Origin of the sequence: Rhizobium sp. AC44/96 (assembly GCF_001692185.1) — a bacterium.
GTDB lineage: Bacteria > Pseudomonadota > Alphaproteobacteria > Rhizobiales > Rhizobiaceae > Rhizobium.
In genome coordinates this window covers 428,814-444,440 of the sequence record NZ_LXKO01000014.1, presented here as the reverse complement: position 1 = coordinate 444,440, position 15,627 = coordinate 428,814, and the positions used below count along the sequence as shown (strand labels likewise).

Here is a 15,627-nt window from a genome sequence, read left to right as displayed (position 1 = left end):
CGACACGACCCCGCAACCCATAATTACGATCTCGATTGACAGTGTGAGAATACGATAGCATGATCATACCGTAATACAATATTGAAACTGTGGATCGGAACGAAATTTAGGATTCGTCGGGCAATGTATTGATTCCATGAAGTATTATGTGAAAGTGCATACCGCACGGGTAAGAGGAAATGGGAATGCGCACAGCAATTGTAACCGGCGCCAGCCGCGGGCTAGGCCAGGCTTTCGCCATCGGATTGGCAAAGGACGGGTTCGCGCTCGGCCTCTGTGCGCGAGACGCTGCAGCACTTGAAGAAACCGCAAATGCCGCTCGCGCCGCGGGGGCGCCGAGGGTGGTGACCGTCGTTGCTGATCTGTCGCGCGCCAGCGCGGCGGAGAAAATCGTGGGCGAAACGTTGGCTGCAACCGGGCAGATCGATGCGCTGATCAACAATGCAGGCGCGACGAAACGCGGTGATTTTCTGGCTCTGACGGACGAGGATTTTCTGGACGGTTTCGCATTGAAGTTTCACGCGACCGTCCGTCTCTGCCGTGCCGCCTGGAGCTCGCTGTCAGACCGCAAGGGTGTGATCGTCAACATATCGGGCGTCGGCGCACACACGCCCGAACCGGATTTCACCATCGGTGGTTCGGTCAATTCCGCCCTGATCAACTTCACCAAGGCGATCGCCAAGCGTGCGCAGAGCAGCGGCATGCGCGTCAACACGCTTTGCCCAGGGCACATCCTCACGGACCGACTGAGCCGTCGCATCGACGTTCTCGCCGCGGAACGCAATATTTCGCTCGACGCCGCGCGCGAGGAACTTCGCATCGCGCAGGGTATCCAGCGCTACGGGACGCCGGAGGAAGTGGCTAATGTGGTCCGGTTCCTCTGCAGCCCCGCTGCCACCTACGTCCATGGCGCGGTGATCAACGTCGACGGTGGCGCAACCCCGGGGATCTGACCGGTTACCGCCCGATCAGGCGGAGGCCTCCTCGGCCAGCCGCTCACGAAGAATGGCTATGGCGACCTTGCCCGCATTCATCACGTGATGAGCAGCTGCCTTGCGGGCTTCCTTGCCCCGCCGGGCGGCCAGATGACCGACAACCACGTCCAGTTCCTCAAGGCTTTCGCGCGTTCTCCCCGGCGCACCAAGAGAGGTTGCCCGCAACACCATGACGCGCGCGTTCAGCGAAGACAGCGTGTGGCCAAGCGCCTCGTTGTGTGCGCCGAAAATCAAGCAGTCGTAGAAGGCATTCTTCGCGGTCAGCCTCTCCAGGGGGTCAGTGATCTTCTCCCCCTGTTTCAGCACCTCGAACGCAGCCTTCAGCGCTTCGATATCGCTATCGGTAGCATTCTTGGCGAAAAGCTCACACGCGAGCCCTTCCAGTTCGACACGCACCTGGTAGATGCCTTCGGCTTGGTCCGGCCTCAGGCGAGCGACGATCGGCCCGCGATGAGGCACCACCTCGACGAGGCCCTCGCTTTCAAGTTGGCGCAGCGCTTCGCGCACGGCCGTACGGCTGACGCCGGTCATCTCACAGAGATCGCGCTCCGTAATGCGCTGGCCGGCCTCGAAATATCCAAGCGCAATGGAATTGCGAATGCTCTCCGTAACGCTGTGACGTACCGGCGCAGCAGCCTTGACCACTTTGAAGTCGAAAGGCGGTGTTTTTCCATTCATAGACATAGCCTTGGGTTGGTCCTTCTGGCCCGCGAGAAGGATCGGTATTACCGTATTACTATACGGCAATTGCTTCTTTTGGAAGCACCAGATTTTCCCGATGCCCGTTTCTCGTGCAATGTTTCACTTTTCTGCACTGTCTATGACCTTCATTGCCGCCGCAACTCCAGCCTCCACATCAAGGTCCTTGACGCCGGCGGCCTTGAGCCCGCCAACGATGGCTGCAACCGAGACGAGTGAATAGGTCGGACGTGCAGTCGGGCCCATATGCCCGATGCGCGTAAGCTTGCCCAGCGTCTCGGCACGGCCAGAAGAAAAGACAACGCCGTAGCGATCACGGATCGACGCCCGCAGCTTTGCTTCGTCGATCCCATCGGGGATTGCCACGGCAGTGCAGGTTGGCGAGGCGATGTCTTCCCGTGCCGCCCAGAGCTTCAGGCCGGCTGCTTGCACGCCTGCCCGGCATGCCTTGGCTGTCAGCGCATGGCGCGCCCATACTGCCTGCTCGCCTTCCTCCAGATAGAGATCCATGGCGGCGTCGAGGGCGTTGATTTCGGAAACCGAGGGGGTAAACGGGAACGGTTGGCCAGCCTCGTGAGCTCGTTTCCAATCACTGATCGAAAGCATCGAAGCTGTCGGGGCATCGGGATTGGCGGCGATCTTCTCCCAGGCAGCCTCGCTGACGTGCAGAAGCGACAAACCGGGCGGGCAGCCGAGACATTTATTGGGGCCGGTTACGAAAATATCGGCGCAAGCCGTCTCCGGAAGCACGTCCATGCCGCCAAAGGCCGATACGGAATCGACGATGAAGAGCTTTCCCGCCGCTCTCACCACTGCACCGATTTCGGCCACGGGATTGACGGTGCCTGACGGGGTATCATGGTGGCAGAGCGCGACCACGGCGATATCCGGACGCTTTTTCAACATGTCGGCCACCGCATCGGCCGTCAGGACATCGTTATAGGGAACTTCCAATTCGACCAGCTCCCGCGCATAGCGCGCTGCCCAAAAGCCGAACCCCTTGCCGTAGACGCCGGAAACGAGGTTAAGCACCACGTCTTTCTTGGCGATCAGCGAAGCCGCAGCCGCTTCGAGCCCCAGCACGGGCTCGCCCTGGAGGATCACGGGTGGGGTTTTCGTGTGGAAGGCGCGCTGTACCTTGGCATTGACGGCTTCGTAGAACGCAAGGAACGCCGGATCGTAGTCGTAGAGCACCGGGCGGGACAGGGCGCGCAGCACCGCTGGATAGGCATCGACCGGCCCCGTGGTCAAGGTAAAGATTGGATCGGCAATTTTCGTCTGGTTCATATCGCTCCCCTTTTTGTTCTCAGTTGTCGTCTCTCGTCAGGGCGAGAAACGACGTTCCATCCCTCGCGGTCTCGATCGCTTCAAGCGATGAGATCAGCGCATCCGCGTCGAGCGCGAGACCGCGCCAACCAATCTGCGCCCGGAACTTTGCTGCGAGTTCAGTATCGGTCATGGGCTGGTCGAGCCCGCCTCTGGCGCCCGCTATCTCGCGTGCGATGTGGCGCCCATCGCGCAGCCGCAACCGAACCTCAACGGATTCCACCACGTAGGATGGATCATCGGCGAACGTCACTTTCGCCCCCATTGTCCTCAGGGCTGGATCGAGAACGGCGCTATCGGAAAAGGCCTGAAGATCGGCCCTGCCCCACAGCAAGCTAACGGCGACAGCATGCTGCGCACTCACCTGTGCGAGCCGACCGGTCTTAACATCGGGCCGATCGGTACGCTGCCGCAACAACGGATGGCCGACCAATTCGACGGATACGATATCGTCCGCGTCGAAACCGCCTTCAGCATGAACCGCCAGGCAGGCTTCGATCACCGGGTTAAGGACCACGCCACAAGGATAGGGCTTGAAGGTGTTTTTCAATATTTCCCAGCGACTGCCGAGTTCTCCAGTCAGCGCGGTGTAGTCGGGTGCGTCGGAATGCAGCGCAAGGAAACCGCGAACGCCTTCGAGCGGCAGGTCCGGCCCGGTATAGCCTTCGGCCGCAAGCTTGGCCGCCATCAGCCCGGCGCGCGCGGCCTGCCCCACGGAGAGGCTCTTCGACATCGTCCCGAGCGTTTCCACGGAACCTGCAGCCTGAGCCAGTGCATGACCCAGCGCGTCCACGAGTTGCGGCGGCGAAAGCCGCATCAGCCGCCCAGCGGCCATCGCTGCGCCGAACGTGCCGCAGGTCGACGTAATATGCCAGCCGCGCGCATAGTGGACAGGGTGCAGTGCATTGCCCAGCCGGCAGGTGATCTCGGCGCCGAGCACGAAAGCTTCCACCAATGCCTCGCCCGACACCGCGCGCCCCTCGCCGGCCAACGTCTCAGCCAATGCCAGCACGGCAGGTCCGACCGGAGCGGATGGATGGATAACCGTTGGAATATGCGTGTCGTCGTAGTCGAATATGTTGGCGGAGGCCGCATTGATGTAGGCAGCCCACAGCATATCGGTCCGTTCCCGCCGTCCGATAAGGCTCGCGGTCGCGGGCCCCGAAAAGGCCGGCAGCAGTGCCACAAGCTTCTGGATCGCCGCCTCGTTCGATCCGCCGATCGCCGTTCCGACCATGTTCAGCAGCGAGCGTCGACCGGCTGCTCGCACCGGATCCGGCAGATCCGGCGGAGAGTGAACGAAACTGGCGACAGCAGCGCTGAGATCGGCCATATCAGACACCGGCGGCCTTGCCGCGTACCTCAGTCTCCGCCCATTTTTCAAGCGGGCGGATGATGGCCGTCATGTCCGCGTCAGGACCGAGATCCGCCTTTGTAATCGAAAAGAGCATCCGTACTGCGTTCCCGACCATCATCGGCACGCCCAGCCGCTCGGCCTCCTCCAGGCAAAGGCGGATATCCTTCAGCGACAAGCTGATGGCGAAACCGAAATCGAAACCGCGCGGCAGCACGAAACGCGGAATCTTGTCGACGCTTGCCGAGGTGCGTCCCGAGCCGGCATTCAGCACTTCAATCATCACATCCGCATCGAGGCCAGCCTTCGCGCCCATGACCATTGCCTCGGAGGTGATCGCGAGAGCCGCTGCCGAGCATATGTTGTTGATCAGCTTCATTACCTGCGCCTTGCCGGGCTCCTCGGCAACGCGGATAACCTTGCCGAGCGTAAGCAGCATCGGCTCGGCCACCGCGAAATGCGCGGACGGACCGGCGGCCATCAATGCCAGCGTTCCCTTTTTCGCACCGGCCACACCGCCGGAGACCGGGCTATCGATCAAGGCGATGCCCGCCGCCGAGAGTATCTCTGCGAGGTCCATTTCCGCCTTGGGGCCCGTCGTCGAGAGATCGACCACACGCTTCACCACACCGGGATTGGCCGCGATGGCTCGCCCAACGGCCAGCACCACTTCGGGTGTCGGCAGCGACAGGAACACCGTTTCGACGCGCCCTGCCAGCTCCTCAACGCTGCCGCCGGCATCCGCGCCCGCCGATGTTAGGGCAGCGACGGCAGCCTCGGCGCGATCGTTGACAACGAGCTTGTAGCCCGCGCCGATCATGCGCTCCGCCATCGGACGTCCCATATTGCCGAGGCCGACAAAACCCACTTCAGTCATTCCACTCTCCTGTTATCGTGCCGGTCCTGCCGTCAGGCAAAGGACCAGCCATTGTCTACGGGGATGGCCGCACCATTGATGCCTTCGCTGGCAGAACCGCAAAGGAAGAGCGCGAGCGCCGTCACTGTCTCCATCGGGATGAATTTGCCGCCGGGCTGCCGGCTGGAGAGGAAAAGCGCTGTCGCCTCCCCGACGCTGATCGCCTTTTCAGCCGCCAGCGCGCCGATGCGGTCCAGCGCCGAATCCGTTGCCATCAATCCCGGGCAGATCGCGTTGCAGGTGATGCCGGTGGCAGCGAGTTCGAGCGCGACCGTGCGCGTCAGTCCGACAATCGCGTGCTTGGTCGTGACGTAATCGGCCCGTCCGGCAAGCGCGATCAGGCTGTAGACCGAGGCCATGTTGACGATCCGACCCCAGCCCTGCTCCTGCATGGCGGGCAGGCAGGCGCGGATCAACCGAAACGGCGCCGAAAGATTGACTTCCATTGCCCTGTCCCAGTCAGCGTCTGCGAGCGACTGTACCGGCGACATCTTACGGACTACGGCGTTGTTGATGAGGATGTCTATTTTTCCGAGGTCCTGCTTTGCCGCGCCAACGAGACGATCGGCTGCGCCTTCCTCCGAAAGGTCCAGTTCAATCGCTCCGGCCGGCCGTCCGATCTCGGCAGATAGGGCCGCCGCCGCATCAGCAATCTCGGGGCGGATGTCCGTAAGGAAGACGCGATCGCCGGACTTCGCGAAGGCTCGCGCCAATTCCAAACCCAGGCCAAGGGCGGAGCCGGTGATCAAGACGCCACGTCCAGACACATCGCTCATCGCGCCAATACCTCCCAGGAAGGAAGCGGCTCCGCATCCAGCCGCACAACGATGCCCTCCAGCGCCGTCGAGGATGCGGGATAAGCGCGCATCACCGCAGGGTCATGCCCCGGCACGATATGGTTCGGGCTCGGAGCAAGCTCCAGTAGCCTGGAATAGCCACGAATGAGGGCCGCTTCGTCATAGAGGACCGGAAAGGGGTTGCGCCGTTCCATATTGGCATAAAAATGGGTTGCATCGGAGGCGAGCACTACCCAGCCACGCTCCGTAAAGACGCGAACCGCCTGCAGGCCGGCACTGTGACCCGGCACGGCATGCAGCCATAGGCCGGAAGCAAGCTCGACATCTCCCCGATGGAATTCGATTCGTCCGTCGTAGAGGCTCCTGATGTAGGCAACGATATTTTCGACATCGAAAGGCGCGCGCGCCTTGGCATCGCACATGCAGGGGCCGGTGGCATGCCCAGCTTCGTCGACCTGCAGGTGGAACCGAGCCTTCGGGAAGTCCGACAGCGTCCCCGCATGGTCATAGTGAAGATGCGTCAGGACCACCTGCGCAACAGCGGAGGCATCGACGCCGAGAAGGGCCAGCGCATCGACCGGGCGCCGCAAAAGCGTACGGCCTCGCGCATCGGCAGCCTCCTGCCCGAAGCCTGTATCGATGACAAAGACCTCTTCTCCCCGGCGGGCAAGCCAGATGAAATAGTCGAGATCGGCTCCCGACTCATGCGGATCCGCATAGAGAAAATTGTCCTTGGCCTTGCGTCCTCCGTGGGTGGCATAGCGCAGCGCATAAAGCTCGAAAGGCGCAATTTCAGTCTCGGGCGCTGCTGCTGAATCTGCCATTATTCCCACTCCCACCGCGTGACGCCCTGGCAGGCACCGCGGCTCCATTTCAGTATGACCGTAATCTTGTCATACAATCTATTGACAGGTCAAGTCCGGCATGTCTAACCTTGAGACAATCAGAACGGCCACACGGGGAACTCGAAAGACAACTGGCCGGACTGCCCCTCAACGGAGAGATGCATGACTCGTCCCGAATTCGATACTGAACAATTCCAGAAAGGGTTGAAGGTTAGGCGCGAAGTGCTCGGCGATGCATATGTCGCACCGTCGCTGGCGAACGCCGATGACCTTACCGCGCCCCTGCAGAAGCTTGTTACCGAATGGTGCTGGGGTGAAATCTGGACACGTCCGGGACTTGAACGCAAGACCCGCAGCTTTCTCAACCTCGCCATGCTGACCGCGCTGAACCGTCCGCACGAGGTCAAGCTCCATGTCCGCGGAGCGCTTAACAACGGCGTGACGGAAGAGGAGATCGTCGAGGTCATCCTCCAGGCAGCCATCTATTGCGGCGTACCCGCCGCGCTTGATTCCATGCGTGTTGCCTCCGAAGTGATCCGGCAGGTCCGCGAAGAAAAAGCCGCTAACGCTTAACTCTCATCAACCGGAAGCGCTCCACAAAAAGGGGAACACCGGCGATTCCAATTGCAATAGGAGGCCTGAGTGACAAAGGGAAAGCCCGAGACCATCAACGGTAAGCCGCACAAGCTGAAGACCGGGGAAGAATACAAGGAGTCCCTCAAGGACAACCGCCAGATATGGGTCGGCGGCGAGAAGCTAAAGTCGGTCTACGATGAGCCGGCACTCGCGAGCGGCATCGATCTGCTGGCGTCGATGTTCGACGATCAGTTCACCGAGGAGCATGCCGACGCGACCACCTACTACGACGAAAAGGTCGGCGCCGTCCTCAGCCGTTCCTGGCAGATCCCGCGCACCAAGGAAGACCTCGCCGCGCGGCGCAAGATGATCGAATACACCTCGCTCAAGACTGCCGGCACCTTCGGTCGTCCGCCGGATCTCGCACCTTCGATCGTTGTCGGCCTCTATGCCTATCTGCCGACCTTCAAGAAGAAGAAGTCGCTGATCGAAGGCATTGATCCGGATTTTGCCGAGAATATCGAGCGCTACATGGAGTTCGGTCAGAACAACAACCTGACTGCCTCGGAAAGCCTCGCCGGCCCGCAAGCCGACCGGTCCTCCCCGAAAGCATCCGAAGCCTCGCTGCTCAAGGCGCGCAAGGTCACCAAGGACGGTGTCTATATCTACGGCGCGAAGACAGTCGGCTCGATCGCTGCGCAGGCCAACGACATCTTCTTCACCAATCTCGGCGGCATTCAGGAAACGCCGGCGGACGCCTGCATCTGGGGCTCGGTTCCGATCGACACCCCCGGCATCAAGATGATCTCCCGCGAAATGGTTTCGCAGCCTCAGTCGAGCAAGTTCGACCATCCGGTGTCCAGCCTCGGTGAGGAAGCCGACCAGTTCATCGTCTTCGACAACGTCTTCGTTCCAAAGGAGCGGCTGTTCAACCTCGGCGACCCGACTGCGATGAGCTACTACGGTCCGGTCTGCGTCTTCGCGCACTGGCACGTTCTCACCCGCCTCGCGGTGAAGGCCGAACTCTTCGTCGGCGCCGGCCAGATGGTGCTCGATTATCTGGGCACCGGCCGAATCCCGGCCGTGCAGATGATGCTCGGCCAGCTCGTCGAATACGCCCAGACGCTGCGCGCCTTCGTCACCGCTGCCGAAGCGCTTGCCGTTCCGACGGAAGGCGACGTCATGCGCCCCGATGTCGGGATGCTGACGGCCGGTCGCCTCTACTCGATCGAGAACTACCCGAAGATCATCCACATCCTGCAGGAATTGTGCGGCCAGGGCCTGGTCATGCGTTTCGGCAAGAAGGCTTTCGACAACCCTGACGTCGGCCACTTCCTGCACGAACTCCTTCCCGGACATGGCGTTTCGGCCATGGTCAAGGAGCAGTTGATGAACTTCATCTGGGACATGACGTCGGGTTCGCTCGCGGGTCGCGTGGCCTTGTTCGAAAACGTCAACGCCACCCCAGCGCCTGCCCTTCGCGCAAGACTCTACAACGAAGTCAAGCGTGATGGTTATGTCGCGCAAGTGAAGAAGATCGCCGGGATCGAATAAGCTGGCTGCCCCGTCCGACCCAAAGTCGGGCGGGGTTTACTTTTCGGACATGCTGGAGACTGCGATGGATCATGCCGCGCTCATCGACCGATTTTATCTTGCCTACGCGTCGCGCGACGCGGAACAGGCCGTCGCCCTCTACCATCCCGAGGGCTGGCATGAGGAAGTCGCCATGGGCAAACGCCGCGAAGGGCGCACCGCCCTGGCGGAAGGCCTGGTCGGGTTTTGGCGCATGCTGCCTGATGTCTCCTGGGACCGAAGAGGTTATATAAGGGCGGGCAACACCATTGCCGTCCCCTATCACATGACCGGAACGTTCACACCGCGTGGAGAAGGCGCGACCCCACGCGGGATTGCTCTTGACGGCCTGCATCTTTTCGAACTCCACGCAGGGCTCTTGATCGGGACCAAGGACATGTGGGACCTCGATGTTTTCAAAGGGCAGATGAGTTAAGACGATGGACGATCTGGCAAAACTGGACGGCATGGCGACAGCCGGATTGATCTCCAAAGGCGAGATCAGCGCCGTTGAAGCGCTTGATGCGGCAATCACGCGGATCGGGCGATTGAACCCGAAGCTGAATGCCGTCGTCCACGAGCACTTCGATCTCGCTCGGCAGCAGATTGCAAACGGACTGCCGAAAAGCCCGCTTTCCGGCGTACCCATGCTCCTGAAGAATACCGGCTTCGAGGCCGAGGGCATGCTCTTGTCGAGCGGCTCCGAACTGCTGCGCAACGCCGTCAGCAAGCGCGACTCCACCATCACCGCACGCTACAAGGCGGCCGGCATGGTGATCGTCGGTAAATCCAACACGCCGGAATTCGCCCTCAGCTTCACCACCGAACCCGACGCCTTCGGCTCGACCCGAAATCCCTGGGACGTCAGTCGCACGGCCGGCGGCTCGTCGGGCGGTTCGACGGCTGCAGTCGCAAGCGGCATGGTGCCGCTCGCCAACAGCTCGGACGGCGCTGGCTCGACGCGGCTCCCCGCCAGCCATTGCGGCCTCTTCGGCTTCAAGCCGTCGCGACTGGTAAATCCCGTCGGTCCGGTTGCGGCTGAAGCAATCGGCGGCATGTCGACGCCGCATGCCGTCACCTGGTCGGTGCGCGACAATGCCGCCATGCTCGACATATCCAGTGGCGGCGATCTCGGCGATCCCTGGGCCTCGCCAGCCACACCCGGAAGCTATCTCGCATCGCTCGACAAGACGCCTCCCCGCCTCAAGGTAGCGATGATCGTTGCCTCGCCGACAGGCAGCCACATCGAACCAGAGATGATCCGCAGCGTGCGTGAAACGGCGCGGCTGCTGGAGGGCCTCGGCCATCACGTCGAGGAGGTCGCCGACGCTGGCTACGACGGGGAGGCCCTGAAGACTGCCTGGCGCGTCGTCGTCGGTGTCAACGCAGCCCTTGGCGTCTCTGGTGGCGATCCCTCTTCCGCGAACATTTCAAAACTTGAACCGGTCAATCAGGAGTGGGTTCGCGAGGCGCTTAACGTGCCCGGCACGCGCTATGTCTGGGCTATCAATCAGCTGCATGCCTCCGCCCGCGCGCTGGCGCGGTTTTTCTCCAGCTATGATCTCATGTTGACGCCGGCCGCGGCCGAGCCCGCCCCGCCGCTCGGCAAGCTGGCCGGCACGGGCAAACACATCGATGAATTCTACGACCTGTTCTGGTCCCATTCCCCGTTCACCGCCGTCTTCAATGCGTCGGGTTGCCCTGCAATGTCGGTGCCGCTTGGCATGACCCCGACTGGCCTTCCCATCGGATCGCATATCGGCGCTGCGTTCGGAAAGGACGCCATGCTTTTCACGCTGGCGGCAGAACTCGAACGCGCCGCCCCATGGATCGACCGGCGCCCGACGCTTTTCGGCTGAGGAAATTCCCATGAAGAACACAGACATCCTTGCCCTGAACGCTCGCGAAATGGCTGCTGCCGTCGGATCCGGCGCACTCACTGTTCGTGCCGTCACCGAAGCGCACCTTGAACGCATCGCCGAAACTGACGGTCCGGTGATGGCCTGGCAGCATCTCGACGAGAAACAGGTGCGCGCAACCGCCGGCGCAATGGACGCCGCCAGCGTCAAGGGACCGCTCGCGGGCGTCCCGATCGGCGTCAAGGACGTGATCGACACCGCAGACATGCCGACCGGCTACGGAACGACGATCTATGACGCGTTTCAGCCACCGTGGGATGCGCCCGCCGTGCAGATCACGCGCAACGCCGGCGGCCTGATCCTGGGCAAGACCGTCAGCACTGAACTGGCCATGGCGAGCCCCAACAAAACGCGCAATCCGCACAATCCCGCCCATACGCCCGGCGGCTCGTCATCTGGCTCTTGCGCGGCGGTCGCGGCGGGCATGGTGCCGCTCGCCTTCGGCACGCAGACATCCGGTTCGGTCATCCGTCCGGCGAGTTTCTGCGGCGTCACGGCCTTCAAGCCCACATTCGGATCGATCAACACGGTCGGTATCAAGGTGCTGTGCCACGGTCTCGACACGCTTGGGATTATCGCCCGCAACATCGGCGATGCGGCTCATTGCGCCGCGGTTCTTTCCGGAAAATCCGAACTCGCCGAACTCGCCGCGCCCGCGCGCCCGCGCATCGGTGTTCTTCTCGGCACGCGCCTCGAAAAGGCTGAGCCCTATGCCATCGAGACAGTCAATCGCCTCGCATCGCTCGCGGGGACTGCCGGTGCTGATATCACCATCATCCCTGCACCGGCCTGGTATGACGGCATATTCGAACTGCACGAGGCGGTGATGGGCTGGGAGGTGACCCAATCGCTCGCTTCCGAAGTCAGCCGCCACTGGAACGAGTTGACGCCGGTCACCCGCGCCATGATGGAGGACCAGGGGCGTGTCGACGAACGCCGCTATCGCGCTGCCATGACCGAGATCCCGGGAATTCGCCATCTGATGGATTCCATCTTGTCGCGCTTCGATGCGTTCCTGACACTTGCCGCCCCCGGCGAAGCGCCGGAAGGCATGCCGACTGGAGATCCGATCTTCAACCGACTCTGGAGTGTGTTGCAGGTGCCGCTGATCTGCCTGCCTGCGGCAAAGGGACCGAAAGGCTTGCCGGTCGGCGTGCAGTTGGTCGGCGCGCGAGGCGCGGATTATCGCCTCGCCTCAGCCGCACTCTTCCTCGAAACAGCAATCGCCGCAAATGGAGGCGTGGCATGACACAGGATCCAACCGATCACCTGCCCGAAGACTTTCGCACGGCGATGCGCCAGCTGGCAGCGACGGTCAACATTATCACGGCTGGGGAAGGCGATACGCGACGCGGGCTGACGGCAACCGCTGTCTGCTCGATGTCTGTAACGCCGCCATCGATGCTCGTCTGCGTCAACCGTTTTGGCGAGGCGCACAAGGCGATCACCGCCGCCGGCAGTTTTTGTGTCAATATTCTTGCCGATGGCCAGCGCGAGATCGCCATGCGCTTTGCAGGCCAGATCGGCGAGCCGGGGGATAACAAGTTCGCACCCTATCGCTGGACGCGTCTTGTCACCGGTGCGCCGGCACTTGACGGCGCCATGGTCAACCTCGACTGCGAGATCGCGTCGGTCTCCGAAACCGAGAGCCATTCCGTTTTCATCGGCAACGTCAGAGCCATCCGCTTTGGACCGGAGACCTCGCCGCTGCTCCATTACAACCGCAATTTCTTTACGTTGGCCAATCAGACGGCGCTCTGAGCGTCAACGACAGTGGGAACCGGCTGCCTCCAAAATCAAGCAAGAACAAACAGATAGACTGCGCTAGCGATCTACTTGCATCGCACGCGCTCGGTTGCAGCCATAACGATCAAACGGGCGACGCCCAACAGGAGGTATTGGATTATGTCTATTGGTGACGCACAGTTCTTGAAGGGCTGGAGACAGGTGCTCGAGATGTGCAACCTGAAAGCCGGCGAGCAGGTAACCATCCTGACGAGCGACGACAGCAACAAGCAGATCGCCTACATTGCCAAACTTGCCGCCTCCGATCTCGGCGCCGTCGTGACTGAATTGAACCTTGCTCCTGTCAACAGCGAAAAGGCGATCTCGCCCGACAAGTCAGGCTATATCGGCAAGACCCCGCTGGACGGCAATTCGGCTGCGCTTGCCTGCCTGAAGGCGTCGGACATGGTGATCGATACGCTGCAGCTGCTGTTTTCGAAGGAGCAGGAAGAGGTCCTGAAGACGGGAACGCGCATGCTGCTCGCCGTCGAACCGCCAGCGATCATGATGCGCCAGATCCCGCGCCCCGAGGACAAGCTGCGCGTTCTCGCCGCTGCGAAGAAGATCGGCGCCGCGAAGGAAATGCACGTCACATCCAAGGCGGGCACGGATTTCCGCTGCCGTCTCGGTCAGTACCCGGTACTCACGCAATACGGCCTCGCCGACGAACCCGGTCGCTGGGATCACTGGCCGAGCTGCTTCTCCGCCCGTTGGCCCGACGAAGGCAGCGCCGAAGGCACCATCGTCATCGACGAAGGCGATATCCTGCTGCCGTTCAAGAAATATGCACGCGCGCCGATCACCGTTACGATCGAGAAGGGCTTTATCGTCGACATCAAGGGTGGATACGACGCCGAGTTCATGCGCAAGTTCATGGAAAGCTTCAACGATCCGCGCGCCTACGCCATGGCCCATGTCGGTTGGGGCCTTGAAAACCGCGCCAACTGGACCGTACTCGGCCTTTACAATCCGGAGGCCCAGCTCGGCATGGACGCCCGTTCCTTCGCCGGCAACTTTCTCTGGTCGTCGGGCCCGAATACCGAGGCAGGCGGCGATCGCGACACGCCTTGCCATCTCGACATTCCGCTGCGCAACTGCTCGGTTTCGCTGGATGGCGAAGTCATGACGCTCGAAGGCGTCGTAGTTCCCGCAGACCAGAAGTAAGGCCATGAACCATTACGACGTGGCGATCATCGGCGCCGGCTCTGCCGGCGCGCTCCTTGCCGCACGGCTCAGCGAGAACCTGGCACGTAAGGTGGTGCTGATAGAGGCGGGGGGCGAGCCGACCGACCCCGACATCTGGAAGCCGGCCATGTGGCCGGCGATCCAGCACCGCAGCTATGACTGGGACTACAAGACTGTTCCACAAGAAGGGACCGCTGGCCGCAGCTTTGCATGGGCGCGTGGCAAGGGTCTCGGCGGATCGAGCCTGCTGCATGCGATGGGATACATGCGCGGTCACCCCGACGATTTTGCGGCCTGGGCAGAGGCAACAGGAGACCAGCGCTGGAGTTGGGAAGGCCTGCTGCCGGCGTTTCTGGCGATCGAGGACCATTCTCTGGGCGGGGATGGCATCCACGGAAAGGGCGGACCGATGCCGGTTCGCATACCGGCCGAAGATGTGAGCCCCGTGGCGCGCGCCTTCATCGAGGCGGGAGCAGCACTTGGCCTTCCCCGTATTCCCGGCCACAATACCGGGCGGATGATTGGCGTTACGCCGAATTCGCTGATGATCCGCAACGGGCGGCGCGTCACTGTCGCCGAAGCATGGCTGACGCCGGAGGTACGCGCGCGTCCGAACCTGACGATCATGACGGGCACGCTGACGCAACGTCTGGAACTCGAGAAATCGCGCGTTACGGCAATCGAGATTGTCGGACACGACGGCAGCACAAGGATCGGTGCCGGTGAGATCGTTCTGTCCGCCGGATCGCTGGAAAGCCCGGCGCTGCTGATGCGCTCAGGCATAGGACGCGAAGATGTTCTACGCGAGGCGGGTGTGACCTGCCGCGTCAAGGCGCCGGAGCTGGGCCTCAACCTGATGGATCACCTGCTTGGCGCCGGCAATCTCTACGCCGCGCGACGAGAAGTTGCCCCGTCCCGTCTGCAGCATTCGGAAAGCATGGCCTACATGCGCGCCGCCGATTTTTTGGCGGAAGGCCAGCCCCAGATCGTCGTCGGATGCGGTGTCGCCCCGATTGTTTCCGAGTGCTTTACCGCATCGGCAGCTGGCAGTGCCTACTCACTTCTGTTCGGCGTCACCCATCCCACGAGCCGTGGCGAGATCCGCATCACTGGCCCCGAGTGTGGCGATCCTCTCAAGATCGATCCACGCTATCTGCAGACGGAAAACGATCGCCAGATGTTCCGCGCAGCCCTCGCTGCCGCGCGGGAAATCGGCCATCACAAGGAACTCGCTGGCTGGCGTGATCACGAGATCCTCCCCGGCCCGTTGAAGACGGAAGCCGATATCGATGCCTTCATCGCTAAGGCGGCGATCACGCACCACCACCCATCCGGCACCTGCCGCATGGGCAAGGATGAAACCTCGGTAGTGGATCCTGACCTTCGCCTCAGAGGGGTCGACAATCTTTCTGTTGTCGACGGCTCGGTACTGCCAAGTCTGACGGCAGGTCCGATTCATGCGGCTATTCTAGCAATCGCCGAAACCTTCGTCGGCATTCTTGAGCGCGTAGGCCCAACGATAAAGCAACAATGACGGCATGACCGCGGAATGGCGGCGCTACCGTCCGCCTTGTTTAGCAATAGCGGCTCCCTTCTCGAGCGCGACAGCATTCGTTCGCTCGTTATCGAGGATGAGGTCGCCGGAACTCGGGTGACCA

15 protein-coding genes are annotated in these 15,627 nt (G+C 61.9%); 9 read left to right on the top strand and 6 right to left on the bottom strand.

Annotated features, from left to right (window positions below; translation table 11 throughout):
• Positions 1–185: 185 nt before the first annotated feature.
• On the top strand, positions 186–953 hold the full coding sequence (locus A6U87_RS14690; RefSeq protein WP_198928710.1) for an SDR family oxidoreductase: 768 nt from the start codon (positions 186–188) through the stop codon (positions 951–953).
• A 15-nt stretch (positions 954–968) separates the two neighbouring features.
• On the opposite strand, the gene A6U87_RS14685 is transcribed toward A6U87_RS14690, so the two are convergent.
• The 6 genes from A6U87_RS14685 to A6U87_RS14660 form a co-directional block, all read right to left on the bottom strand.
• On the bottom strand, positions 969–1,673 hold the full coding sequence (locus A6U87_RS14685; protein WP_065691980.1) for a GntR family transcriptional regulator: 705 nt from the start codon (positions 1,671–1,673) through the stop codon (positions 969–971).
• A gap of 123 nt (positions 1,674–1,796) precedes the next feature.
• Complete coding sequence (ppaT, locus tag A6U87_RS14680; RefSeq protein ID WP_065691979.1) at positions 1,797–2,981, bottom strand: pyridoxamine--pyruvate transaminase; 1,185 nt, start codon at positions 2,979–2,981, stop codon at positions 1,797–1,799.
• Positions 2,982–3,000: 19 nt separating this feature from the next.
• Positions 3,001–4,353 carry an MmgE/PrpD family protein gene (locus tag A6U87_RS14675; RefSeq protein WP_065691978.1) on the bottom strand — a complete coding sequence of 451 codons (1,353 nt, stop codon included), beginning with the start codon at positions 4,351–4,353 and terminating at the stop codon, positions 3,001–3,003.
• A 1-nt stretch (position 4,354) separates the two neighbouring features.
• Entirely contained in the window at positions 4,355–5,251 is an 897-nt protein-coding gene (locus A6U87_RS14670; RefSeq protein WP_065691977.1) for an NAD(P)-dependent oxidoreductase, read from the bottom strand.
• Positions 5,252–5,283: 32 nt separating this feature from the next.
• Positions 5,284–6,066 carry an SDR family NAD(P)-dependent oxidoreductase gene (locus A6U87_RS14665; protein WP_083199393.1) on the bottom strand — a complete coding sequence of 261 codons (783 nt, stop codon included), beginning with the start codon at positions 6,064–6,066 and terminating at the stop codon, positions 5,284–5,286.
• A complete protein-coding gene (locus tag A6U87_RS14660) occupies positions 6,063–6,911 on the bottom strand; it encodes an N-acyl homoserine lactonase family protein (protein WP_065691976.1) in 849 nt (282 codons plus the stop codon). The genes A6U87_RS14665 and A6U87_RS14660 overlap by 4 nt, the downstream gene beginning before the upstream one ends.
• A gap of 183 nt (positions 6,912–7,094) precedes the next feature.
• Here A6U87_RS14660 and A6U87_RS14655 point away from each other — a divergent pair, with 183 nt between their 5' ends.
• From A6U87_RS14655 to A6U87_RS14620, 8 genes are all read left to right on the top strand, one after another.
• A complete protein-coding gene (locus tag A6U87_RS14655; protein WP_065691975.1) occupies positions 7,095–7,505 on the top strand; it encodes a carboxymuconolactone decarboxylase family protein in 411 nt (136 codons plus the stop codon).
• Positions 7,506–7,574: 69 nt separating this feature from the next.
• Positions 7,575–9,062 (top strand): 4-hydroxyphenylacetate 3-hydroxylase N-terminal domain-containing protein, encoded by a 1,488-nt coding sequence (locus A6U87_RS14650; RefSeq protein WP_244499499.1) that lies wholly within the window; start codon positions 7,575–7,577, stop codon positions 9,060–9,062.
• A 64-nt stretch (positions 9,063–9,126) separates the two neighbouring features.
• On the top strand, positions 9,127–9,516 hold the full coding sequence (locus A6U87_RS14645; RefSeq protein WP_065691974.1) for a nuclear transport factor 2 family protein: 390 nt from the start codon (positions 9,127–9,129) through the stop codon (positions 9,514–9,516).
• Between the two features lie 4 nt (positions 9,517–9,520).
• Positions 9,521–10,939, top strand: a complete 1,419-nt coding sequence (locus A6U87_RS14640) for an amidase (protein ID WP_065691973.1) — start codon at positions 9,521–9,523, stop codon at positions 10,937–10,939.
• 10 nt (positions 10,940–10,949) lie between these two features.
• Positions 10,950–12,248, top strand: a complete 1,299-nt coding sequence (locus tag A6U87_RS14635) for an amidase (RefSeq protein WP_065691972.1) — start codon at positions 10,950–10,952, stop codon at positions 12,246–12,248.
• The gene (locus tag A6U87_RS14630; RefSeq protein WP_065691971.1) at positions 12,245–12,760 is read left to right on the top strand and encodes a flavin reductase family protein; all 516 of its coding nucleotides are present in this window, start codon (positions 12,245–12,247) and stop codon (positions 12,758–12,760) included. The genes A6U87_RS14635 and A6U87_RS14630 overlap by 4 nt, the downstream gene beginning before the upstream one ends.
• A gap of 144 nt (positions 12,761–12,904) precedes the next feature.
• Positions 12,905–13,948 (top strand): 2,5-dihydroxypyridine 5,6-dioxygenase, encoded by a 1,044-nt coding sequence (locus A6U87_RS14625; protein WP_065691970.1) that lies wholly within the window; start codon positions 12,905–12,907, stop codon positions 13,946–13,948.
• A 4-nt stretch (positions 13,949–13,952) separates the two neighbouring features.
• Positions 13,953–15,503: a GMC family oxidoreductase gene (locus A6U87_RS14620; RefSeq protein ID WP_065691969.1), complete on the top strand. Its 1,551-nt coding sequence runs from the start codon at positions 13,953–13,955 to the stop codon at positions 15,501–15,503.
• The last annotated feature ends 124 nt before the right edge of the window (positions 15,504–15,627 follow it).

Coding starts and splice junctions, on each gene's coding strand:
- A6U87_RS14690 (WP_198928710.1), top strand. CDS start 186: ATGCGCACAGCAATTGTAACCGGCGCCAGCCGCGGGCTAGGCCAGGCT.
- A6U87_RS14685 (WP_065691980.1), bottom strand. CDS start 1,673: ATGAATGGAAAAACACCGCCTTTCGACTTCAAAGTGGTCAAGGCTGCT.
- ppaT (WP_065691979.1), bottom strand. CDS start 2,981: ATGAACCAGACGAAAATTGCCGATCCAATCTTTACCTTGACCACGGGG.
- A6U87_RS14675 (WP_065691978.1), bottom strand. CDS start 4,353: ATGGCCGATCTCAGCGCTGCTGTCGCCAGTTTCGTTCACTCTCCGCCG.
- A6U87_RS14670 (WP_065691977.1), bottom strand. CDS start 5,251: ATGACTGAAGTGGGTTTTGTCGGCCTCGGCAATATGGGACGTCCGATG.
- A6U87_RS14665 (WP_083199393.1), bottom strand. CDS start 6,066: ATGAGCGATGTGTCTGGACGTGGCGTCTTGATCACCGGCTCCGCCCTT.
- A6U87_RS14660 (WP_065691976.1), bottom strand. CDS start 6,911: ATGGCAGATTCAGCAGCAGCGCCCGAGACTGAAATTGCGCCTTTCGAG.
- A6U87_RS14655 (WP_065691975.1), top strand. CDS start 7,095: ATGACTCGTCCCGAATTCGATACTGAACAATTCCAGAAAGGGTTGAAG.
- A6U87_RS14645 (WP_065691974.1), top strand. CDS start 9,127: ATGGATCATGCCGCGCTCATCGACCGATTTTATCTTGCCTACGCGTCG.
- A6U87_RS14640 (WP_065691973.1), top strand. CDS start 9,521: ATGGACGATCTGGCAAAACTGGACGGCATGGCGACAGCCGGATTGATC.
- A6U87_RS14635 (WP_065691972.1), top strand. CDS start 10,950: ATGAAGAACACAGACATCCTTGCCCTGAACGCTCGCGAAATGGCTGCT.
- A6U87_RS14630 (WP_065691971.1), top strand. CDS start 12,245: ATGACACAGGATCCAACCGATCACCTGCCCGAAGACTTTCGCACGGCG.
- A6U87_RS14625 (WP_065691970.1), top strand. CDS start 12,905: ATGTCTATTGGTGACGCACAGTTCTTGAAGGGCTGGAGACAGGTGCTC.
- A6U87_RS14620 (WP_065691969.1), top strand. CDS start 13,953: ATGAACCATTACGACGTGGCGATCATCGGCGCCGGCTCTGCCGGCGCG.